This window comes from Serratia sp. HRI, from assembly GCF_010119335.3.
GTDB lineage: Bacteria > Pseudomonadota > Gammaproteobacteria > Enterobacterales > Enterobacteriaceae > Serratia > Serratia nevei.
Genome location: NZ_CP083690.1, coordinates 4,515,022 through 4,535,816, shown reverse-complemented (window position 1 = coordinate 4,535,816; position 20,795 = coordinate 4,515,022). Strand labels below are relative to the sequence as shown.

The window sequence follows — 20,795 nt, the reverse complement described above, 5'->3', positions numbered from 1 at the left end:
AAGGACATATCCCGCTTGAGTGCGATATTCAAGCCAGACCAAGGAGGCAAACTAATGATAACCCACTAATTATCCCCTATTTTCAAACCTGTGTACGAGCATATAGAGCGTTAGGTGCAATATTGTCAACGTCCAAAGGAGTTTGATATGTCATTAGCGACCGATAAGATTTCCGATTATTTAACCCGTTATGAAAGAGGCGATCACGCGGGGAGCAGTAAACCGTCATATACCACGCAAGAGGTTTCAGATCTGCTGCTGAGGAGCCATTATTCCGCCAATGGCAAAGGCGTGACCGACCATGCGGCTACCTTGACCTACTCTTTCCCCGTCTATACCGGCAGCGATAAGACGGGCGCCGCGCAGCTTACCGCCGCGCAGCAAGCCCAAACCAAGCTTTCATTGCAGTCCTGGTCGGACGTGGCCAATATCACCTTCACCGAGGTCAAAGGCACCGATGCCAAAAGCGCTGATATAAAGTTTGGTTTTTATAAGGCGGCCAGCGGAGGCAATTACACCTCCTATGAAAGTACGCAAAACGACCTTAAAAGCACCATCTGGATCAGCGGTAACAAAGGCTACGACGCTTCGAATCCGCAGACCAATAACTATGCCAGGGATACGCTCACCCATGAAATAGGGCATGCGCTCGGGCTCTCCCACCCCGGAAACTATGATGCCTCCAACGCGACTTACCCCACCTACACCAACTCGGCGAAATATTATGAGGACGACCATCAATATTCTTTGATGAGCTATTTTAGTGAACAAAACACCGGTACCGACTATAAAGGCGTATGGCCCTCGGGGCCGCAGCTGGATGATATTATCGCCATTCAGAAGCTGTACGGCGCGAATACCACCACGCGCACCGGCGATACCACCTATGGTTTCAACTCGAATACGGACAGAGACTTTTTGAGCGTTAAGGCGTCCACGGACAAAATCGTGGCGGCTATCTGGGATGCCGGCGGCAATGACACGCTGGATTTTTCAGGCTACAACCAAGATCAGCGCATCAACATTAACGAAGGCGCATTCTCAGATGTGGGCGGATTGAAGGCGAATATCGCCATCGCCTACGGCGCGCAGATTGAAAATATCATCGGCGGCAACGGCGCAGACATTTTAGTGGGCAACGCGCTGAACAATACGCTAAAAGGCGGTGCAGGCAACGACATCATTTACGGTGCCGGCGGCGCCGATCAGCTCTGGGGCAATGCAGGCGCGGACACCTTTGTCTTCCGCGCAGCCGGCGACAGCCAAGCCGCCGCACCGGACTGGATCCGTGATTTCCAGACGGCGGTGGATAAAATCGATCTCTCGTGGATCAACCAGACGGCTAAGGCAGAAGGGAGCGAGTTGCACTTCGTGAATAGTTTAAGCGGCTCGTTGTATGAAGCGGCGCTGAATTATGACGCGCAGCAGAATGTCACCGATCTGGCCATCAATCTCTCCGGCAATCAATTGCCTGATTTCCTGGTTAAAATCGTTGGGCAGGTCGACGCCTCCGCCGATATTCTCGTCTAGCCAAGACAAACCCGCAGTCCGGCGCGAACGCCGGACTGTTTATTTCTTTTCAGGCCTGCCGCTGGCGTTTTTTGCGCGGTTCCCACATCCATCGCCAAAGCAGTAAATGGGTGTGGGGAGCAACGGAACAACAAACACACTTAAGCAGTCAATTTAAATGACCATTGATCTATAAATTAATAAGTTATCACGTCATCGCCAGAAATCATCCGTTCTACTTTCTTGTCTCATCCACCACACAACAAACGATTGTCATTATCATTTGATATTTATTCTTGATGCTCACAAACTACTGTTCATACATACAGATTTCGTACTTTTTTTAACCATATTCGCCTTAAATGCGCAGCGTCGTTAACTGTCTTTAAGGCGTTACCATGCGCCATTTCCATGGCAGGAACTTATTAATAAACTGAGGAATTATCATGGCTGAACAAAAGAAAAATGCCCAGGTACAGAGTGGCGTCAACGACGACATCACCGAACTTAAATCACTCACCACCCTTCGCAAACGGGTCATCAGCGACGATGAAATCGTCTCAAAATCTGCCAACGGCTTTCGACTGGCCAACGGCAACACCGGCGTGATGTTGCGTAACGATGGCAAAGATTTTTATGCCCTGACCACACCAAACGGGCAGGCCCAGGACGGGCAGTGGAACACGCTGCGCCCCTTCTCGTTCAATCTGGTTTCCGGTCGGGTGGCTCTGCGCAACGGCGTAGATATCTCCGGCGGAGCGATGGTGTCGCATAATGCCGGCATCTCCACCGCGACCACCGGTCCAGCCCCACTTATTAATGGGCAGGTCTATGATGCGGCTGCCGTACATACCGACTTCACCAGCGGTAACGTCACTACGGCCATGTTGATGGGGTCACGCGTGGTCGCCGGCAAAGAGGATTATGGCCTGCTCTCTTACCGCGACTGGCAGGGAAACTGGAACGAACTCCAGGTCAGGCCGAATGCCGAATTGTCAGTAGGACAACTGATTAAGCGTAATGTTAATGGATGGATTTGGGCGACCGGTAACCAGAATGTAAACAATAATGCAGACCGCATTACCAACGGGATGCATATACAGGGTGCTGGCAACCTGTCAGCCGATTTGTACCATTATGAGCGCATCGGCAAACATCACATGCTCGCGTTGCACGTGGCCAATGGCGGCGCTGATGGTTGGTATGAATTCCGCAATGATGGCCATGCCTACACCAATGGCGCTTGGAACAGCAGCTCAGATGTCCGCATGAAAACCGATATCACAAAAATTGACGGCGCCCTGGACAAGCTGGCCCATATCGGCGGTTACACCTACCTCAAACAGGGGGTGCCAGAAGCCGGCGTGATTGCACAGGAAGTGGAAGAAATTCTCCCCCAATCCGTGACCCAGACCGAGCTGAAACTCAATGACGGCAGCGTGCTGAAAGACGCCCGCAGCATCAATATCAACGGCGTGGTCGCGTTGCTGGTTGAGGCTCTCAAGGAAGAGCGAGTGCTTCGAGAGGCCGAACATGCAGCACGCCTTGAGCTGGAAGCGCGGCTGGCTGTTTTGGAAAAAGCGGCGAACGTGAAACAAGACTGATATATCGCTAGCCTGACAACGATACTGTCGAATAAGCGTATTTGCTACTGATAGACAGATGAATTTGATAACGCACGAAATAATCAAGGAGATGTAGTAATGACAACACCTGCGTACTACAAAGATGGAATACCCTATAGTGCCGATGGTCAGGTCATTATCACCATCACCAACGGTCCTCCAGGTACAACAGGAAGCGTAGGGACTAACCCCAATAATCCGTTCCCCGTTTTTGTGCCATGGGGGCCAGTACGTGGTGGTGGGAGCATAGCATACGACCCAAATAAGGTGCGCCTTTTTGGGTTATACGACCTGCGCCAGAGCCAAACAGCAATCAATCAGCTCCTGGATAAGGCCAGAAACGCGTATCCACAAAATGCAGTGCAAGTCAGAGACGAAGCCAACGCATTACTTGCCGCACTTAGGAATTCTGGACTCATCAATAACTCAGAAATTAACTCGGCGGCAAATGCATTGCAGGATGCGGTTAATTCCTTGCAGATGAATATAGATTTAAAAAACCAGGAAGAACAAATTGTTCAAGGAAAAGAGCGCGAAACAGATAACGCCTTTAAAACCTTTATGAATAATAACCAGCTGTCGAATTTTATCGACAAATCTGCTGCAACAATTGATTTTGTAATATCAGTAGGCGGACCAGGAAATATCGACGCATGGAATAAAGCTGTTCCGCCTAAAATCAACGCGGAAATTGAGGAAAAAAACAAGCTCGTCACGTACCTTGACCGGGTAAAAACCATTACAGATGACGTGACAGCCAAAAGAAATGCCCTGGCGGTGATAAAAGACAGACTTGAAGCTGAAGCACGTCGAACCGAAGAGGCCCGCAAAGCTGAAGAAGCCCGCAAAGCCGAAGAGGCCCGCAAAGCTGAGGCTGTACGGAAAGCGCTGTTCGCCAAAGCCGGCGTACTGGACGCCCCGGTCTATACACCCGGCATGATAAAAGCGGCCAATGCCGCGATGGCCACGGCCGGGGTCATGGTGCTCAACCGCGCGGGCGGTATGGTACAATTATCGACATGGATCAACAGCGTGATGACCAGCGCCAGTGAGCTGGCCGGCTGGGTATCCGGTGGAGTGTGGCGCGGCGCCGTCGAAGTTTCCCGGGTTGCCACGCTCAGTGCGGTAGCTCCGGCAGTCGGCGCCTTCGTTGTCGGATTCTGGCCGGGGAAAGCCGGTGAAAGTCAGAGCGATATTGATAAATTGCTGGGTCGTGATTTGACACAGATGTTTACCGTTCCGGCCAGCCTGGTTGCCGCAGGGAAAACACCGATTCAGCCGGAAATGACCACGGTCGATTTGCCGGTGCGCGGGTTTATTCGCCGGGGGAATAACGGTCAGCAAGAGGTAATACTGGTCAAAACAGGAACGGGCGGCGTCTCCGCTACCGTGCCGGTGTATCGGCCGGTTCGCGATGAAAAAACCGGTCTGGACCGGATCACCTTGCCGGCGGTGGCCGGTGCGCCGGGGCGAACCATTTTGATAAACCCGGGCGCTGCCCCGTCGGGGCCGTGGCATACCGGCAATCCTGCGCCTGCAGCGCCGGTAACGCCGGTGCATACCGGTACGGAGATAAAGCAGGCCGACAGTATCGTCACGACGACGTTCCCTGCAGATGACATGCCACTGCAGGATTTTATCTACTGGCAGCCTGATGCAACGGGGACCGGCGTTGAGCCTGTCTATGTCATGCTAAGTCGGCCTTATGGCGAAACCAACGCTAAAGGGCAATACAGTGGTCGCGACTACAACACGGACAAGGCCGGTGGCCCAATTCAGAATCTGGACTGGAAAACCGCCACCATTGACCGTGCCGGCGTGGACAAGGTGAAGCTGCATACCCAGCGGTTTGCTGAATCTGATGCCAACAAGGTAATGATCAACCGCCTGGATAAAATCCTGAGGGGCGAAATGCAGCCCACCGATACCGACAAGCGTTTTTACACCCATGAAATCAGGGAGTTGGAACGATATAGGAATCTTGGGATTAAGGATGGCATAATCCCCGATAACCAAGGTGAGGTATGGAATAATACGCATACTGCCACCCTAGAAGACTATAAAATAAATGAACGAAATGAACCTTTGTATACTCCTGAAGCAATTAATGCAGCAGAAGAGCAAGCTAAGAGGGAAGAACTATGATTGATTTTAAGTCTATGATTGAAAAAGAAAGTGTATACGATGTAGTGTCTTTCTTCGCTGGTTCGACAAAAGGGATCGGTTATCCGCAGTTGGATAATTTCTTTGTTCGTTACCGATTTGATGTTGTTGGAAATGGAGAACTATTGAAAGTTTTTGAAGAGATGCGCAGTAATGGGATTGTCGAATGGGGAGAAAAAATGCTTGTTAAAAAAGGTCCAAACTGGAAAGAACCCGCATTCGTAACCGAGAAAAAATACGGTATTGAGTAATTACCAGTGCCTTCCATAAGTGCGTTTTAAGCAGCGTCCAACAAACGAGAGTTTGTTGGACGTTTTCGTTGATGGCTAATTCCACGCCAGATTGGTTTTCAGTCGAGCCCAGGGTCAGAAAACGACGGTTTTGGCTCCGTTGCTCCCCCCAAATCGCGCATACGAGGTCACAGCGCTTCCAGCTCCGCCGCCAGGGTGGCGACCAGCTCCGCCGCCGGCATCGGCCGTGCCAGGCCCACGCCCTGCCCGGCCCACAGCGACATAAACTCTCCGCGACCGGCCTTGGCCGCCGCCTGGCGGATATCGCCGGTGAGCGCGTTCTGCACCGGATAAGGCAGGATCTGCGCCTCTTCCGCGCGCATCTGGCACATGAAATCATTGACGATACCGCGCGCCGGGCGGCCGCTGAAGGCGCGCGTCAGGCGCGTGCTGTCATCACCGGCGTTGCGCAGCGCCGCCCGCCAGGCTTCGGCGATGCCCGACTCCGGGCTGCACAGGAACGCGGTGCCCAGCTGCGCCGCCTGCGCGCCCAGCAAGCGCGCCGCCGCGATGCCGCGCCCGTTCATGATGCCGCCTGCGGCGATCACCGGGATCTTCACCGCCGCCACCACCTGCGGCAGCAGGGCCATCAGGCCGACGCAGGATTGCTCGATGTCGCCGAGGAAGGTCGGGCGGTGCCCGCCCGCCTCCGAGCCCGAGACGCAAACGAAGTCGGCACCCGCCTCTTCCCAGGCGCGGGCTTCCGCCACCGTGGTGGCGGTGCCGATCACCCGCGAGCCGGCCTTCTTGAACTGCGTAACCGTGGCGCGCGGCAGCACGCCGAAGGTGAAGCTGGCCACCGGCGGCGCAGCCTCCAGCAAGGCCGCGATCTGGTCACGGTTGTTTTCGGCAAATTGGGTGGGGATCGGCGGCTCGCTCAGCCCCAGCGCTTCGCGGAACGGCCGCAGCAGGTGCTGGGCGCGCTTGAGCTCGGCGAGATCCGGGTGCTGCTCATCGAGCAGAAACAGATTGATGTTGAACGGCGCGGCGGTCTGCGCGCGGATCTGCTGCACCCGTTCGAGGATCACCGCCGGTGAAAACAGCGCCGCCGCGCACGAGCCCAGCGCCCCGGCGTTGCTCACCGCCACCGCCAACGCCGGCGGCGACGCGCCGTTCATCGGCCCCTGAACGATCGGATAGCGCAGCCCAAGCTCGCGGGCAAAAGCAGAAGGTGCCGTCATCAATGTGTCTCCCTGTGCTGACTACATTCGTCTTACGGCGGCCGCGCCGCCGAACCGACCAAAAGCATAGCACCTTCTCACCGCCTGGCCGTGCAGTTAATGCTTCGCCTGATGCCTGTCGAGCGACAGGAAGTGATGCACCACCGGTTTCTCCGGCCCGATGTGGAAGCGCAGCGCCTCCTGCTGCAGATCGGCGTCGGCGTGCGACACCCGCTGGTGCTGCCGCAGGTGCTCCGCCCAGGACTCCACCAGGAACCACTCCATGATGCATTCCGGATCGCCGGTGTGCTCGGTGATGCCCCAGGCGTAAGCGCCGTCGCGGCGACGCGCCCGCTCCAGCATCAGTAGCGTGCGCAAGAACTGCGGCCGATCCTGTTCGCGGATGCGGTACTCCACCTGAATCATCACCGGGCCGCGATCGTTCTCAACCGGCGTGTTGACCAGCGGCTCCGGCCAATGGTTCGACGGCTGCAGATCGGCCTCGCCGGTCGGCAAGCGCAGGCGGTGGAACAGCAGCCCCGCCGCCAACAGGCCGACGCCGCCGACCAGCAGCGTGGCGGCCACGCCCAGCTCCTGTGCCACCAGCCCCCACAGCAGGCTGCCCGCCGCCATCGCGCCGTTGAACACCATCAGGTAGATGGCCAGGCCGCGGCCGCGCACCCAGTTGGGCAGCACGCCCTGCGCCGCGCCGTTGAGCGTAGTCAGCGCAATGATCCAGCCGGCGCCCAGCACCAACAGCAGTACCACCGCCAGCCACTGCGGCGGCGCCAGCGACAGGGCCGCCATCACCACGGCGGTGAGCACCGCCGCCAGCAGCACCAGCCCGTCAGCGTTGAGCCGCTGGCGCAGGCGCGGCAGCGCGATCGCCCCGAGGATCGCCCCGGCGCCTACCGCCCCCAGCAGCACGCCGTAAAAACCGGCGCTGCCGCCCAGCATGCGGCGCGCCACCAGCGGCAGCAGCGCCCAGACCGAGCTGGAGAAGGCGAAGAACACCGCTGCCCGCAGCAGCACCACGTGCAGCTCACGGCTGGAACGGGCATAGCGCAGCCCGGCGCGGAAAGCGCCGAAGAAGTGTTCCGACAGGCCGCTGTCCTCGGCCTTCGGCCGCTTCCACCACAGCAGCGCCGCGATCACCAGCACATAGCTCATCACGTCCGCGCCGTAGGCTGCGCCGGCGCCGAAGCTGGCCAGCAGCAGGCCGCCGGCCGCCGGGCCGATGGAGCGGGCGATGTTAATGCCCAGCGAGTTCAGCGCCACGGCGTTTTTCAGCTCGGTGCGCGGCACCAGCTCCGGCACGATCGCCTGCCAGGTCGGCCCCATCAGCGCCGCACCGATGCCGCCGACGAAGGTCAGCGCCAGCAGATATTCCACCGTCAACGCACCGGTCTGTGACAGCACCAGCAGGCTGCCGCTGACGCAGGCCAGCAGAATTTGCACGAAGATCAGAAAGCGCCGCCGATCGAGGATGTCCGACAGCACCCCGGCCGGGATCGCCAGCAGAAACACCGGCAGCGTGGCGGCGGTTTGCATCAGCGCCACTGCCGAGGGGTTGCTCGACAGATCGGTGATCAGCCACGAGCTGGCGACGTCGCGCATAAAGCTGCCGACGTTGCCGAGCACCGTGGCGCCCCACAGCACCGCAAATAATGGGATTTTCAGCGGCGCGAAGCCGCCCGCCGCCGCCTTGTTTTCCGTCTGTTCAGCCATCCGTTCGCTCCTTCAAATCGTTAAATGCCACCAGCAACAGCGTGCCGGCCAGCCCGAGGTGTTCAAAAAATCCGTTCATCATCTGGCCGCGCTCCGCCCCGTCGAACTGCCAGAACGGATTGGCCATCAGCGTCGCCATCAGGGTAAAACCGGCCAGCGCCAACGCGCCGAGCCAGCGATAAAAGCCGCTCAGGATCAGCGCCGACGCCGCCAGTTCCAGCAGCGTCACCAGCACGGCGAACAGCGCCGCCGGCTGCAGGCCGAAGTGGGTCATCTCGGCAACCGCGCCTTCGACGTTCAGCGCCTTGACCAACCCGCCCTGGATGTAGGCAGCGCAAATGGCGAGCAGCAGCAGCCAGCGCACTGCGGGCGCATGCAGCCGCTGCGCGCAGCGGGCGGCGATAGTAGTCAGGTTCATCGCGCCCCCTTAAAACGGCGAATTCTGGATAAAGGCCAGCAGATCGGCGTTGAAGCGATCGGGATCGACCTGCGCCAAGCCGTGAGCGCCGCCGGCGTAAACGTTCAGCTCCGCCTGTTGCATAAGCTTAGCGGCTTTCAGCGCCGAGGCGCCGATCGGCACGATCTGATCGGCGTCGCCGTGCACCAGCAGCGTCGGCTTGTCAATCGCCAACAGATCGGCGGTGTAATCCACTTCGGAGAACGCGCTCACGCCGTCGTACTGCCCTTTCACACCGCCCTGCATGGCCATCAGCCAGAAGTGGTCGATCAGCCCCGCATTGCTCTCCACCTCGTCGCAATGGAAGCCGTAGAACGGCACCGCCAGATCTTTGAAGAACTGCGAGCGATTGCCCGCCACGCCGCTGCGAATGCCGTCGAAGGCCGCCATCGGCACGCCTTCAGGGTTGGCCGGCGTTTGCAGCATCAGCGGCGGCACGGCGCCCACCAGCACCACCTTCGCCACCCGATCGCTGCCGTGGCGGCCGATGTAGCGCGCCACTTCGCCGCCGCCGATGGCGTGGCCGACCAGGATCAGATCGCGCAGATCCAGCGTTTCAATCAGCAGAGCCAGATCGTCGGCGTATTGGTTGATGTCGTTACCGTGCCAGGTCTGATCCGAACGGCCGTGGCCGCGGCGATCGTGGGCGATCACCCGGAACCCGCTCTGGCCGAAAAACAGCAGCTGGTTGTCCCAGGCGTCGGCGGACAGCGGCCAACCGTGGGAGAACAGGATCGGCTGGCCGCGGCCCCAATCCTTGTAGAAAATGCGCGCGCCATCGGGCGCGGTGAGGATGCTCATGACGTGTTCCCCGCTCGGTATTGAATTGGATTTTGTACCGGGTAACAGTACGGCAGGCGCAAAAGCAGTGATAACGGAATAATTTTCGCATGATCGCGAGTTTTTTTGCTGAAGAGGCCGGCGTCGCCGCCGGCGCAAAACGTCAGATGTTTTCCAGATCGATGCCGCGCGTTTTCGGGCCGAACAGCCCGATCACCAGCATCACGATCAGCATGCTGGCGACGATAAACGCGATCACCCCCAGCGAGCCGCCGTACTGCAAGATAATGCCGATAATGATGCTGCTGAACACCGTCGACAGCCGGCTGAAGGAGTAGCAGAAACCGACGGCGCGGGCGCGGATGTGGGTCGGGAAGATCTCGGATTGATAGGAGTGGTAGCTGTAGGTCAGCCAGGCGTTGGACCAGGTGATGAAGAAGCCGCACAGGATCAGCCACAGCGGGTTGTTCTGCAGCGCGAACAGCGAGCCGAAGATCACCGTCACCAGGCAAGACAACACGATCTGCCACTTATTCTCCATCTTGTCGGCGTAGAAGCTGCACAGCAGCGAGCCCAGCGGGTAGGCCAACGTAATGAAGAAAGCGTACAGCAGGCTGTGGGTGACCGAAGCGCCCTTGCCCGACAGCAGCGCCGGCAGCCAGTTGCCGAAGCCGAAGAAGCCGATGGCCTGAAAGAAATTCATCACCACCAGCATCAGCGTGCGATCGCGATACTGCGGCGCCCAGATGTCGCGAAAGCGGCCGCGCGGCGGCGCGCCCTCGGCATCGTCAACCGGGCGCGACGGGAAGTCCGTGGCCACCACGCCGCAGCGCCGCTCCATATCCCGCATCACCAGCCGGGCCTGCGCATAGCACCGCTGCTGCACCAGCCAGCGCGGCGACTCCGGCAGCCCCTTGCGCACCAGCCAAATCACCAGCGAAGCCAGCGCGCCGGCGATCACCACGTAGCGCCAGCCGCTCAGGCCCCAAATCGTCTGCGGCACCAGCCACCAGGACATCAGCGCCACCGCCGGCACCGACAGGAACTGCACGAAGAACGCGAAGGCGAAAGCCCGAGTGCGCAGATGCGCGGGCACCCACTCCGTCAGGTAGGTATCGATGGTCACCAGCTCAATGCCGAGCCCGACGCCCACCAGAAAGCGCAGAAAGATCACCCACTCCGCCTGCTGTTGAAACGCCAGCAGCAGCGAGAAGGCGCCATACCAGATCAGGGCGAACATGAAGGTGGCGCGGCGGCCGAAGCGATCGGCGTACGGGCTCAGCAGGCTGGCGCCGACGAACAGACCAAGAAAGGTGGCGGAGGCGAAGGCCGCCTGGTCCGAGACGCCGAAGACGCCCTGCGCGCCGGTGTGGAAAATGCCGTCGGCGATAAGGCCGGTGCTGATATAGCCGGTCTGGAACAGATCGTAGAGTTCGAAAAAGCCGCCCAGCGACAGCAGAATGATAAAGCGCCACAGGCCGGCCGACGCGGGCAAGGCGTCGATTCTGGCCGCCAAATCCCGCGCATGGATCGGCGACGCCGCTACAGAGTCACTCACCGTTAACCTCGCATTAACATTTTTGATGACTTTCTATGCTAGCGAAGCGGCGTCGGAGTTAAATTTTTAATTAGCAGACTATGAAAAAAAGTTAAGCATAAAACGCTGCAGCAGCCTGTTTTATAGCAGGAAAATGCAACCTGGGATGCCGCAGCGGCATCCCGAATCGGTGGCTTAACGGCTGGGGTGCTGCTGCAGCCGTTCGCTGCGGTAGAAGCTCAGCAGGCACCAGCCGAGGGCGATCAGCGCCAGCGGCGCGGCGACGAAGCCGATGTTGCCCATGCCCAGATGCAGGCTCACCTGGTTGCCCAGCAGCGCCCCGCTGCCGATGCCGAAGTTGTACAGGCCGGAGAAGATCGCCATCGCCACGTCGGTGGCATCCGGCGCCAGGCTCAGCACTTTGGCCTGCATCGACAGGCCGATGGCCATGATCGCCATACCCCAGAAAATGCACAGCACGGTCAGGTGGCTTTCGCTGCCGGCGGCCGGCAACAGCAGCACCAGGCTCAACGTCAGCAGCGCGATGGCGCCGATAAAGAAGCCGGAAGGAAAACGCTCGCTGTAGCGGCTGAACAGTAAGCTGCCGACGATGCCGGCGGCGCCGAACAGCAGCAGCATCAGCGTGGTGAAGTTCTCCGACAGCCCGGCCACGGTCTGGATAAACGGCTCGATGTAACTGTAGGCGGTGAAGTGCGCCGTCACCACGATGACGGTCAGCATGTACAGCGCCAACAGCGCCGGGCGTTTGAACAGCAGCGGCACGCTGGCCAGCGAACCGGAGTGCTCGCTTTTCAGCACCGGCAGCAGGCGCCACAGCAGCACCAGCGCCAGGGTGGCGCACACCGCGATGCCGATAAAGGTCATGCGCCAGCCGAGCAGCTGCCCCACCACCCGCCCGAGCGGCAGGCCGAGCACCATCGCCAGCGCGGTGCCGCCCGCCAGCAGGCTCAGCGCCTGGGCTTTCTTGCCTGGCGGCGCCACGCGGATCGCCAGCGAGGCGGTGATCGACCAGAACACCGAGTGCGCCAGCGCCACGCCGGCGCGCGAGATGACCAGCGTGGTGAAGTTCCAGGCCACGGCGGTCAGCACGTGGCTGGCGATAAACAGCATGAACACGCCGATCAGCAGCTTGCGGCGCTCGATTTTGCTGGTCAGCAGCATGCACGCCAACGAGGCGGCGGCGACGATCCAGGCGTAGATGGTGATGATCAGGCCGACCTGCTCGGTTTGCATCGAGAAGCTGGCGGCGATGTCGCTCAGCAGACCGACCGGAATAAATTCGGTGGTGTTGAAGATAAAGGCCGAGACGGCGAGGATAACCACGCGCAACCAGGCGGTTGAGCGCGAAACGGCAGCGTGTTCCATGGTAAACAAAATCCGGACAGGTGCGGGCAAGTAGCGATATTTTAACCAACCGGCCCGCTAAATGCGATACGCGTCACACTTTAATTGTGTGGTTTTATTCGCCGCATTTCGACACATTCGCAGACACACGGTTGCACAAATGCTGTGCTAATCTATTGAAGCGTACCAATTTTTCCTGCCGCTCTTCCCCTCCGGCCGCCGCAGACGACGCGCCGCGCCGAAGAACCGCGCGCAGTGTCCATTTGGCGTTTTCTGAGGCGAGGTCATTATGTCCGCGATTTATGATTGGTCCGTGCTCGCATTGCGCAATGTTTACGATCGCCGCATTCAGGGCAAGCCGGTGCTCGACAGCGCCGCGCTGTTCCCTGACGCCGAACGTTTCACCGCCCAATGGCGGCAGATCCGCGAGGAGGCGCTGACCGTCGCCCACGATCTGCACAATATTCCCCGTTTTCACGAGATCATGATCCAGCAGGAATCGATCTCCGCCAACGACGCGCGCGACTGGCGCATGTTCATCATGAAGGCCTACGGCCAGCCGATCGCCCGCAACCTGGCACGCTGCCCGACGCTGGCGGCGCTGATCGCCTCGTCGCCGGACGTGCTGTCCGCCTCGCTCTCCTTCCTGGCGCCCGGTAAACAGGTGCCGCCCCACCGCGGGCCGTTCCGCGGCATTCTGCGCGGCTATCTGGTGCTGGACATGCCCAAACGCGCCGACGGGGTGCCGGCGGCGGTGCTGAAAGTGGACGGCCGCGAATACCGGCTGCACGAGGGGGAGTTCATGCTGTGGGACGATACCTTCGAACACGAGGTGTGGAACGACAGCGCGCAGGTGCGCACCGTGCTGCTGCTGGACATCCGCCGCCGCGACATACCCGGCGGGCTGCGGCTGCTCTCCAGCGCCATCATCGCCCTGGTGCGGCTGAACGTGCGCTGGATGCAGCGCCAGTTCTAAGTCCGGCGCTCAGGCGACTAACCGTCCTGCGAGGTCGGGCATTGCTGCGCCAGCCACTGCTCGGCGGTGGTGGTGGCTATACCCTGGCGCGCATTGAAGGTCTTCGCCTTATCCCAGGCCACGCCGTCGGGCCGGGCGAAAGCCAGCCGGTATTTGGCGCCGACGTCACGCGGATGGTTCAGCACCTCCTCCTGCAGCCGCTCTTTGTTCAACAGGACTCTGTTGACCTCAACGCCCCAGTGCGCCTGCATGACATCGGCAAGCTCGCGGTAGGTCAACGTGTCCCCGGCGATATAGACCACCTGGTTGCGAAACGCGGGCCGATGGAAAAAAATCGCGGCCGTCAGCCGGCCAATGTCCTCGGGGGTGGTCAGCGTCACCGCGTAACGCCAGTCGCCCAACGCGCGCACCGTTTTGGTGGCCGCGTCCACCACGCCAAAACCCGAGTCAAACAGGTAGCTGGTGAAAATGCCCGTGGAAACAATCACCCACTCCGTCGCCTTCTGCGCACGCAGCAGGTGGCGCACTTCGAGCTGTTCATCCCACACCTGTTGCCCGCTGCCTGTACCGACAACATCGTAGTCCACGCCGAACTGCCACGGGAAATAACGCGCCACGCCCGCCTGCAAAACGGCCTGGGTGATCTTTATCTGCGTGCCCGCCCCGCCGACAAAGCCGCTGCAGTTGATCACCGCGTCAAAGCCGCGCAGCAGCGTACTCAGCTCATCCACGCTGTTTTGCTGCAGATCGCCTTCCACCACGGCGATACCGAGCCGCGCCAGCGCATCCCGCCGCGCGCGATGCGGGCCGGTGACGGCGCGGGCAGCCTCCGGCCGCAGCAGCACGCTGATGTTTAAAGCGTGGTGTAACCGGGCCTGCCGGCTCATCGCGCGCAATACCGGCAGCCCCAGTTCACCGGCGCCGAGTATGAGCACGGTATTGATGGATGGATTTGTGGATTTCATTCTTGCCTCCTGTCTTGACACTGCGCCATCCTGACAGCTGACAAAAACGGGTTCAATTAGGTACACGCGTGATACCGGAGAGGAATATGGCGAACGATCGGGAAACGCTGCTGCAATTTTCGCAGGCGTTCTGTGAAGAATTGAGCAACGACGATGAAGGGTTGAAGCGTGAGATCCTCGCGCATGCGGGCAACCGTTGGTCGCTGGGGGTATTGCATATCCTGGGCACCCACGGGCCGCTGCGCCACGGCGAGATAGGCCGCCAATTAGCGGGCGTGACGCAGAGAATGCTGACGCGGACGCTGCGCCATCTCGAACGGGACGGGCTGATATCGCGCTGCGATTATCAGGAAAAGCTGCCCCGCGTGGTTTACACCATCACCGACGCGGGGAAAGAGATGCTGCTCAACATGCTGCCGCTCTGGTCGTGGATTATCGCCTCCGCCGACGCCTTCAGGGCGGCCCGCTCACGCTACGATGATCAAGAACGAAGCGCCGCCGAGGGATGAACGCGGGCCTCCCTGCCCGTGGGGCGGCGCTCAACCGCCGCCCAGATAGGCCTTTCTTACCTCCGGATCGTTCAACAGCTCCTGCCCGCTGCCGGTGAGGCGGATCTGGCCGTTGACCATCACATAGCCGCGATCGGACAGCTTCAGCGCATGGTTGGCGTTCTGCTCCACCAGAAACAGCGTCATGCCGCTGCGGGTCAGCTCGCGCAGCACGCCGAAGATCTGCCGCACCACGATCGGCGCCAGCCCCAGGCTCGGCTCGTCCAGCAGCAGCAGCTTCGGCCGGCTCATCAGCGCGCGGGCGATCGCCAGCATCTGCTGCTCGCCGCCGGACAGGGTCATCGCCCGCTGGTTGCGCCGCTCCTTGAGGCGCGGAAACAGCTCGAACATGCGCGGCAAATCCTCTTCCAGATAGCGGTTGCCGACGGTGATGGTGCCCATCAGCAGGTTCTCCTCCACGCTCATGTCCGGAAAGATGCGCCGCCCCTCCGGCGCCTGCGCGATGCCGCCGGCCGCCACGTAGTGCGTGGAGCGGCGGCTGATGTCCTCGCCGCCAAACAGGATCTGCCCGCCGGCGATGCGCGGCTGGCCGAAGATCGACATCAACAGCGTGGATTTGCCCGCGCCGTTGGCGCCGATCAGCGCCACCGTCTCCCCAGCGTTGACCTGCAGTGACACCTGGCGCAGCGCCTGGATCGGCCCGTAAAACACGTCCACTTCGCGAAATTCCAGCATCGCTTCGCTCATCCCGCCAGCTCCTCTTCGTCCGCGCCCAGGTAGGCGGCGATCACCGCCTCATTGTGCTGGATCTCCTGCGGCGTGCCGCGGGCGATCACGTCGCCGTGATCGAGCACGATCACCCGATCGGAGATCTCCATCACCATGCCCATGTCATGCTCGATCAGCAGCACCGTGATGCCGTGATGCTGGCGCAGAAAACGGATGATGCGGCTCAGCGTAGCCGTTTCCACCGGGTTCAGCCCGGCGGCCGGCTCGTCGAGGCAGATCATCTCCGGCGCGGTGCACATGGCGCGCGCGATCTCCAGCCGCCGCTGCTGGCCGTAGGACATCTCCCCCGCCAGCCGGTTGGCGCAGTCCACCAGATCCACCACCTCCAGCCAGTAGAAAGCGTGATCCAGCGCGGCGCTCTCCGCCCGGCGGTAGCCCGGCGTGTTCAGCACCCCGGCGATCAGGTTGCGGTTGCTCTGCATGTGCTGCGCCACCAGCAGGTTCTCCACCACCGACATTTCGCGGAACAGGCGGATATTCTGGAAGGTGCGCGCCAGCCCGGCGCGGTTGACCAGATGGGTGCCGCCGAACATCTTGTAATAGAGGCGCGAGCCGAACCGCTTCGGGCGTATCCAGTCGCCGGCGCGAAACTTCTGCCCCAGCACCTGGATCACGTCGGTCGGCCGCTTGTGGGTATTGAGCAGGATCGCGCCGCCGCTGGCGCGGTAAAAACCGGTCAGGCAGTTGAACACCGTGGTCTTGCCGGCGCCGTTGGGGCCAATCAGGGCGGTGATGGAGCCGCGTTCCACCTCCAAATTGACGTCGTTCAGCGCCTTGATGCCGCCAAAGCGCATCATCAGGTGCTCCACCCGTAAAATGGCGTCGCTCATGGCGCCACCCCCTTGCGTTCGGCGAAGCTGGCGCGGCTGATGCGCACCAGCCCGCGCGGCCGCCAGATCATCATCGCCACCATCAGCACGCCGAACAGCAGCACCCGGTATTCGGCGAAACTGCGCAGCAGCTCCGGCGCCACCGTCAGCACGAAGGCCGCCAGCACCACGCCGAGGGTGGAGCCCATGCCGCCCAGCACCACGATCGCCAGGATCAGCGCCGACTCGAAGAAGGTGAACGAGGTCGGGTTGACGAAGCCCTGATAGGTGGCGAAAAATACCCCCGCCAGCCCGGCGGTGGAGGCGCCCAGCATAAACGCCGACAGCTTCACCAGCACGTGATTGAGCCCGAGAGAGCGGCAGGCTATCTCATCCTCGCGCAGCGCCTCCCAGGCGCGGCCGATCGGCATGCGCGTCAGCCGGTGCTTGATGTACAGCACCAGCAGCACCACCAAAAACAGCACCGCATAGATGAAAATGAACTTGAGGTTGGGGTTGTAATCGATGCCGAGAAATTCGTGGATCGGCACCCCGCCGTCTTTGGCGCGGCGGCCGAACTCCAGGCCGAACACCGTCGGCGCCGGCACCGAGACGCCGTTCGGCCCGCCGGTGAGCGACATCCAGTTGTTCAGCACCAGCCGGATGATCTCGCCGAACCCGAGCGTAACGATGGCGAGATAGTCGCCGTGCATGCGCAGCACCGGAAAGCCCAGCAGCGCGCCGGCCAACGCCGCCATCAGCGCCCCCAGCGGCAGCATCGCCCAAAAACCGAGCCCGAGATACTGGTAGCCCAACGCCAGTCCGTAGGCACCGATGGCGTAAAACGCCACGTACCCCAGATCGAGCAGCCCCGCCAGGCCGACCACAATGTTCAGCCCCAGGCCGAGCAGCACGTAGATCAGGCCGAGGATCGCCACCGTCAGCAGGTATTTGGTGGCGACGAACGGGAACAGCAGCGCGATCGCCGCCATCAGCGGCAGGATCCAGCGCAGGTTGGATTGATAGCCCAGCGGCCGCACGTAAACGCCGTCGTTGCCACCGTCGAAGCGCGCCAACACCCTGCGCCCCGGCGCGGTTTGCAGGAACAGGCTCAGCAGCAGCCGCCCGGCCATCACCGCGACGATAATCCACACCAGCCGGTGCGGCTCGAAGTTGAAGCTGTAGCCGTTCAGCACGATGCCGACGATCGGCCCGAACACGATCAGGGCGATCAGCCCGGCCAAGACGGCGTCCAGCAGGCTGCGTTTAACGTCCAGCCCGCCGTTGATCACGGATTGCGACATGGCGTTCTCCTTAAACCTTGGCGATCAGCGGCCGGCCGAGCAGGCCCTGCGGACGGAAGATCAGGATCGCCACCAGCAACCCGAAGGAGAACACGTCCTTGTAATCCGAGTTCACCATGCCGGCGAACTGCGCCTCCGCCACGCCGAGCAGCAGCCCGCCCAGCATCGCGCCCGGCAGCGAGCCGATGCCGCCCAGCACCGCGGCGGTGAAGGCCTTGATGCCGATGATAAAGCCGACGTAAAAATCGAAGGTGCCGTAGTTCATGGTGATCAGCACCCCGGCCAGCCCGGCCATGGCGGCGCCGATCACGAACACCAGCGAGATCACCCGATCGGTATTGATGCCGAGAATCGAGGCCATTTTGCGATCCTGCTGGGTGGCGCGGCAGATGCGCCCCAGCCGGGTGCGCTGAATGATGTAGGTAAGGATCGCCATGCCGAGCAGCGACGCCACCAAAATAAACACCTTGGTGTAAGTGATCTGCACCACGCCGCCGTCGAACTCCAGGCGGAACACACCGCTCAGCAGCGTCGGGATGCCCTGCTGGCGCGGCCCCTGGCTGATCTGCGCGTAGTTTTGCAGGATTAACGACATGCCGATGGCGGAGATCAAGGGCGCCAGGCGGGTGGAGTTGCGCAGCGGCCTGTAGGCGATGCGCTCGATCACCCAGCCGTACACCCCGGTGATGACGATGGTGAACACCAGCGTGCCGAGGATCAGCAGCGGGAACGAGTGCAGCCCGAAGAACGACAGCAGCGCCAAGCCGATGGCGCACAGGTAGGCGGAGATCATGTACACCTCGCCGTGGGCGAAGTTGATCATGCCGATGATGCCGTAAACCATGGTGTAGCCGATGGCGATCAGGCCATACACTGCGCCAAGGGTCAGGCCGTTGATCAGCTGTTGCAGAAAGAATACGTCCATAATGAGCAGTCTCGCCTGGTAAGGCCGCCAACGCAGTCCGACGCGGCCCAAAGGTCATCGCGGAACGGGCTCGCCAGGGCGGCGAGCCCGTCGGTCATAGGGTTACAACTTCAAGGTTCGGCCGTTTACAGCTGGTGATATTTACCCTTGTCATCCCATTGGTAGACCACGTAGTCCGAGACCTTCAGGTCGCCCTTCTGGTCCCAGGCTTTTTTGCCCATCACGGTATCGACGTCGTGCGACTTCAGCCATTCGGCGGCCTTGGCGCTGTCTTTGCCGCCGGTGGCGTTGAAGGCGGCGGCGATCGCCTGGATAGAGGCGTAGGAGTAGAGGGTGTACCCTTCCGGCTCAAAGCCGCTGGCGCGGAACTTGGCGATCACCGCCTTGCCTTCCGGGATCAGGCGCGGATCGTTGCCGAAGGTCATCAGCACGCCGTTGGTGTACTGCGGCCCGCCGGCGGCGGTCACCAGCTCTTCGGTCACCACGCAGTCGCCGGAGAAGAACTTGGCGGTCACGCCCTGCTCGCGCATCTGGCGCACCAGCGGCCCGGCTTCGGGATGGCAGCCGCCGAAGTAGACCACGTCCGGCTTGACCGAGGCGATCTTGGTCACCAGCGCGTTGAAGTCTTTCTCGCCGCGCGACAGCCCCTCATACAGCACCTCTTTAACCCCGCGCTTGTTCATCGCCGCCTTCGCCGCGTCCGCCAGCCCCTGGCCGTAGGTGTCTTTATCGTGGATCACCGCGATGCGTTTGGCCTTCAGAGTATCCAGCATGTAGTTGGTGGCGATCGCGCCCTGCTGATCGTCGCGCCCGCACATGCGGAACATGGTCTTCATGCCGCGCTCGGTGATTTGCGGGTTGGTGGAGCCGGGGGTGATGGCGATGATGCCGGCCTCGTCATACACCTCGGAAGCGGGCATGGTGGATGAGGAACAGAAGTGGCCGACCACCGCCGAGACCTTGTCCTGATCCACCAGCCGGTTGGCGACCGCGACCGCCTGTTTCGGTTCGCAGGCGTCATCCCCCTGCACCAGCTTGATTTTTTCCCCTTTGATGCCGCCGGCGGCGTTGATGTCCGCCGCCGCCTGCGAAGCCCCGCGCCAATACTGATCGCCATAGGTGGCGTTCGGCCCGGAGAACGGCCCGGCGACGCCGATGACGATATCGGCCTGCGCGGAAAACGCCGTACCTAAACAACCGATGAGCAAAGCAGCGAGCGGACTTTTTATCAATTTCGATGACATTGTTATCTTCCTCAGCACTGTTTTAATACCCTAGATAATTGGCGTTGCATCCAGGCGGCAAGAGCATGAGCCCCGAGAGCTGACTCAAGGTCAGTGACCGGGGTAAATGCTCGCAGCCAACACCGAGGCAGCGTCAAGTATGACGGGTATAGCGGAACGCCCGGGGGCGCGGAACTTTCACTTTATGTGTAGACGGGGAAAATAATTTTCTTGAGAGCGCAGTCGCATTCCCCAAAAATGGGTAAGCAAAAATCCAGCCATTGTGACGACGAATACATATTGTTTGCTTATTCATCCTACATATCAGTTGCGGCGCGGCGTGTGGCAGGGATAACAGGGGGCAAGGCCGTACGGCTAGCGTGAGAGGGTGAGTGGCCCTGCACCATCGCCGTGCAAGGGCTTGTGCAAGCGATGCGACAACGAGACAGGCGGGAAAAATCAGCGCCTGCCGGCGAAAGATGCCGAAAAACAGCGCAAGGTGCTCATTCCCTCAGCAAACGCGCTTTTTTTGCAGTTTAGCGCTTTGACAAACCCCAGGCGCCCCGCTATTATTCGCCCCGTTCACACGATTCCTCTGTAGTTCAGTCGGTAGAACGGCGGACTGTTAATCCGTATGTCACTGGTTCGAGTCCAGTCAGAGGAGCCATATTTAGAGAAGCC

Annotated in this window: 18 protein-coding genes and 1 tRNA gene; 7 read left to right on the top strand and 12 right to left on the bottom strand. The window is 60.7% G+C overall.

The genetic code is table 11. From position 1 onward, the window contains the following. Window positions 1-147: 147 nt before the first annotated feature. The 4 genes from GF111_RS21690 (at window position 148) to GF111_RS21675 (ending at window position 5,548) form a co-directional block, all read left to right on the top strand. Window positions 148-1,530: a serralysin family metalloprotease gene (locus GF111_RS21690; protein ID WP_047730283.1), complete on the top strand. Its 1,383-nt coding sequence runs from the start codon at window positions 148-150 to the stop codon at window positions 1,528-1,530. Window positions 1,531-1,955: 425 nt separating this feature from the next. Further along, window positions 1,956-3,113 carry a tail fiber domain-containing protein gene (locus GF111_RS21685; protein WP_047730282.1) on the top strand — a complete coding sequence of 386 codons (1,158 nt, stop codon included), beginning with the start codon at window positions 1,956-1,958 and terminating at the stop codon, window positions 3,111-3,113. A gap of 99 nt (window positions 3,114-3,212) precedes the next feature. After that, on the top strand, window positions 3,213-5,279 hold the full coding sequence (locus GF111_RS21680) for an S-type pyocin domain-containing protein (protein WP_224217757.1): 2,067 nt from the start codon (window positions 3,213-3,215) through the stop codon (window positions 5,277-5,279). Then, window positions 5,276-5,548, top strand: a complete 273-nt coding sequence (locus GF111_RS21675; RefSeq protein ID WP_047730281.1) for a hypothetical protein — start codon at window positions 5,276-5,278, stop codon at window positions 5,546-5,548. The genes GF111_RS21680 and GF111_RS21675 overlap by 4 nt, the downstream gene beginning before the upstream one ends. A 167-nt stretch (window positions 5,549-5,715) precedes the next feature. Here GF111_RS21675 and GF111_RS21670 read toward each other — a convergent pair whose 3' ends face one another. The 6 genes from GF111_RS21670 to GF111_RS21645 all read right to left on the bottom strand — a co-directional run bounded on the left by GF111_RS21670 (window position 5,716) and on the right by GF111_RS21645 (window position 12,635). Continuing rightward, a complete protein-coding gene (locus tag GF111_RS21670) occupies window positions 5,716-6,768 on the bottom strand; it encodes a nitronate monooxygenase family protein (RefSeq protein WP_038877945.1) in 1,053 nt (350 codons plus the stop codon). 96 nt (window positions 6,769-6,864) lie between these two features. After that, complete coding sequence (locus GF111_RS21665; RefSeq protein WP_047730279.1) at window positions 6,865-8,475, bottom strand: MFS transporter; 1,611 nt, start codon at window positions 8,473-8,475, stop codon at window positions 6,865-6,867. Beyond that, window positions 8,468-8,893, bottom strand: coding sequence for a DoxX family protein (locus tag GF111_RS21660; protein WP_080490985.1), 426 nt, complete (start codon window positions 8,891-8,893; stop codon window positions 8,468-8,470). Before GF111_RS21660 ends, GF111_RS21665 begins: the two co-directional genes overlap by 8 nt. Before the next feature lie 9 nt (window positions 8,894-8,902). Continuing rightward, complete coding sequence (locus tag GF111_RS21655; protein ID WP_147190420.1) at window positions 8,903-9,733, bottom strand: alpha/beta fold hydrolase; 831 nt, start codon at window positions 9,731-9,733, stop codon at window positions 8,903-8,905. A 142-nt stretch (window positions 9,734-9,875) separates the two neighbouring features. Further along, the gene (locus tag GF111_RS21650; protein ID WP_171893183.1) at window positions 9,876-11,270 is read right to left on the bottom strand and encodes an MFS transporter; all 1,395 of its coding nucleotides are present in this window, start codon (window positions 11,268-11,270) and stop codon (window positions 9,876-9,878) included. Window positions 11,271-11,444: 174 nt separating this feature from the next. Next, window positions 11,445-12,635: a sugar transporter gene (locus GF111_RS21645; protein WP_047730275.1), complete on the bottom strand. Its 1,191-nt coding sequence runs from the start codon at window positions 12,633-12,635 to the stop codon at window positions 11,445-11,447. Window positions 12,636-12,903: 268 nt separating this feature from the next. Here GF111_RS21645 and GF111_RS21640 point away from each other — a divergent pair, with 268 nt between their 5' ends. Further along, a complete protein-coding gene (locus GF111_RS21640) occupies window positions 12,904-13,590 on the top strand; it encodes an aspartyl/asparaginyl beta-hydroxylase domain-containing protein (protein WP_038877933.1) in 687 nt (228 codons plus the stop codon). A gap of 17 nt (window positions 13,591-13,607) precedes the next feature. Here GF111_RS21640 and GF111_RS21635 read toward each other — a convergent pair whose 3' ends face one another. Continuing rightward, complete coding sequence (locus GF111_RS21635) at window positions 13,608-14,555, bottom strand: aromatic alcohol reductase (RefSeq protein WP_038877931.1); 948 nt, start codon at window positions 14,553-14,555, stop codon at window positions 13,608-13,610. An 86-nt stretch (window positions 14,556-14,641) separates the two neighbouring features. On the opposite strand from GF111_RS21635, the gene GF111_RS21630 reads away from it, so the two are divergent. Further along, entirely contained in the window at window positions 14,642-15,064 is a 423-nt protein-coding gene (locus GF111_RS21630; RefSeq protein WP_038877929.1) for a helix-turn-helix domain-containing protein, read from the top strand. Between the two features lie 30 nt (window positions 15,065-15,094). Here the strand turns inward: GF111_RS21630 and GF111_RS21625 are convergent, their stop codons facing one another. The 5 genes from GF111_RS21625 to GF111_RS21605 all read right to left on the bottom strand — a co-directional run bounded on the left by GF111_RS21625 (window position 15,095) and on the right by GF111_RS21605 (window position 20,135). Further along, the gene (locus GF111_RS21625) at window positions 15,095-15,811 is read right to left on the bottom strand and encodes an ABC transporter ATP-binding protein (RefSeq protein ID WP_041035896.1); all 717 of its coding nucleotides are present in this window, start codon (window positions 15,809-15,811) and stop codon (window positions 15,095-15,097) included. Beyond that, window positions 15,808-16,683 (bottom strand): ABC transporter ATP-binding protein, encoded by an 876-nt coding sequence (locus GF111_RS21620; RefSeq protein ID WP_038877925.1) that lies wholly within the window; start codon window positions 16,681-16,683, stop codon window positions 15,808-15,810. The genes GF111_RS21625 and GF111_RS21620 overlap by 4 nt, the downstream gene beginning before the upstream one ends. After that, the gene (livM, locus tag GF111_RS21615) at window positions 16,680-17,966 is read right to left on the bottom strand and encodes a high-affinity branched-chain amino acid ABC transporter permease LivM (RefSeq protein ID WP_047730273.1); all 1,287 of its coding nucleotides are present in this window, start codon (window positions 17,964-17,966) and stop codon (window positions 16,680-16,682) included. The genes GF111_RS21620 and livM overlap by 4 nt, the downstream gene beginning before the upstream one ends. Window positions 17,967-17,976: 10 nt before the next feature. Further along, entirely contained in the window at window positions 17,977-18,891 is a 915-nt protein-coding gene (locus GF111_RS21610; RefSeq protein ID WP_047730272.1) for a branched-chain amino acid ABC transporter permease, read from the bottom strand. 125 nt (window positions 18,892-19,016) lie between these two features. Continuing rightward, entirely contained in the window at window positions 19,017-20,135 is a 1,119-nt protein-coding gene (locus GF111_RS21605) for a branched-chain amino acid ABC transporter substrate-binding protein (protein ID WP_048234441.1), read from the bottom strand. A 570-nt stretch (window positions 20,136-20,705) separates the two neighbouring features. Here GF111_RS21605 and GF111_RS21600 point away from each other — a divergent pair. Then, window positions 20,706-20,781 (top strand) — tRNA-Asn (locus GF111_RS21600). Window positions 20,782-20,795 lie beyond the last annotated feature (14 nt).

Bases quoted from the DNA above. Each gene is read 5' to 3' on its own strand.
- GF111_RS21690 (WP_047730283.1), top strand. From the start codon at position 148: ATGTCATTAGCGACCGATAAGATTTCCGATTATTTAACCCGTTATGAA.
- GF111_RS21685 (WP_047730282.1), top strand. From the start codon at position 1,956: ATGGCTGAACAAAAGAAAAATGCCCAGGTACAGAGTGGCGTCAACGAC.
- GF111_RS21680 (WP_224217757.1), top strand. From the start codon at position 3,213: ATGACAACACCTGCGTACTACAAAGATGGAATACCCTATAGTGCCGAT.
- GF111_RS21675 (WP_047730281.1), top strand. From the start codon at position 5,276: ATGATTGATTTTAAGTCTATGATTGAAAAAGAAAGTGTATACGATGTA.
- GF111_RS21670 (WP_038877945.1), bottom strand. From the start codon at position 6,768: ATGACGGCACCTTCTGCTTTTGCCCGCGAGCTTGGGCTGCGCTATCCG.
- GF111_RS21665 (WP_047730279.1), bottom strand. From the start codon at position 8,475: ATGGCTGAACAGACGGAAAACAAGGCGGCGGCGGGCGGCTTCGCGCCG.
- GF111_RS21660 (WP_080490985.1), bottom strand. From the start codon at position 8,893: ATGAACCTGACTACTATCGCCGCCCGCTGCGCGCAGCGGCTGCATGCG.
- GF111_RS21655 (WP_147190420.1), bottom strand. From the start codon at position 9,733: ATGAGCATCCTCACCGCGCCCGATGGCGCGCGCATTTTCTACAAGGAT.
- GF111_RS21645 (WP_047730275.1), bottom strand. From the start codon at position 12,635: ATGGAACACGCTGCCGTTTCGCGCTCAACCGCCTGGTTGCGCGTGGTT.
- GF111_RS21640 (WP_038877933.1), top strand. From the start codon at position 12,904: ATGTCCGCGATTTATGATTGGTCCGTGCTCGCATTGCGCAATGTTTAC.
- GF111_RS21635 (WP_038877931.1), bottom strand. From the start codon at position 14,555: ATGAAATCCACAAATCCATCCATCAATACCGTGCTCATACTCGGCGCC.
- GF111_RS21630 (WP_038877929.1), top strand. From the start codon at position 14,642: ATGGCGAACGATCGGGAAACGCTGCTGCAATTTTCGCAGGCGTTCTGT.
- GF111_RS21625 (WP_041035896.1), bottom strand. From the start codon at position 15,811: ATGAGCGAAGCGATGCTGGAATTTCGCGAAGTGGACGTGTTTTACGGG.
- GF111_RS21620 (WP_038877925.1), bottom strand. From the start codon at position 16,683: ATGAGCGACGCCATTTTACGGGTGGAGCACCTGATGATGCGCTTTGGC.
- livM (WP_047730273.1), bottom strand. From the start codon at position 17,966: ATGTCGCAATCCGTGATCAACGGCGGGCTGGACGTTAAACGCAGCCTG.
- GF111_RS21610 (WP_047730272.1), bottom strand. From the start codon at position 18,891: ATGGACGTATTCTTTCTGCAACAGCTGATCAACGGCCTGACCCTTGGC.
- GF111_RS21605 (WP_048234441.1), bottom strand. From the start codon at position 20,135: ATGTCATCGAAATTGATAAAAAGTCCGCTCGCTGCTTTGCTCATCGGT.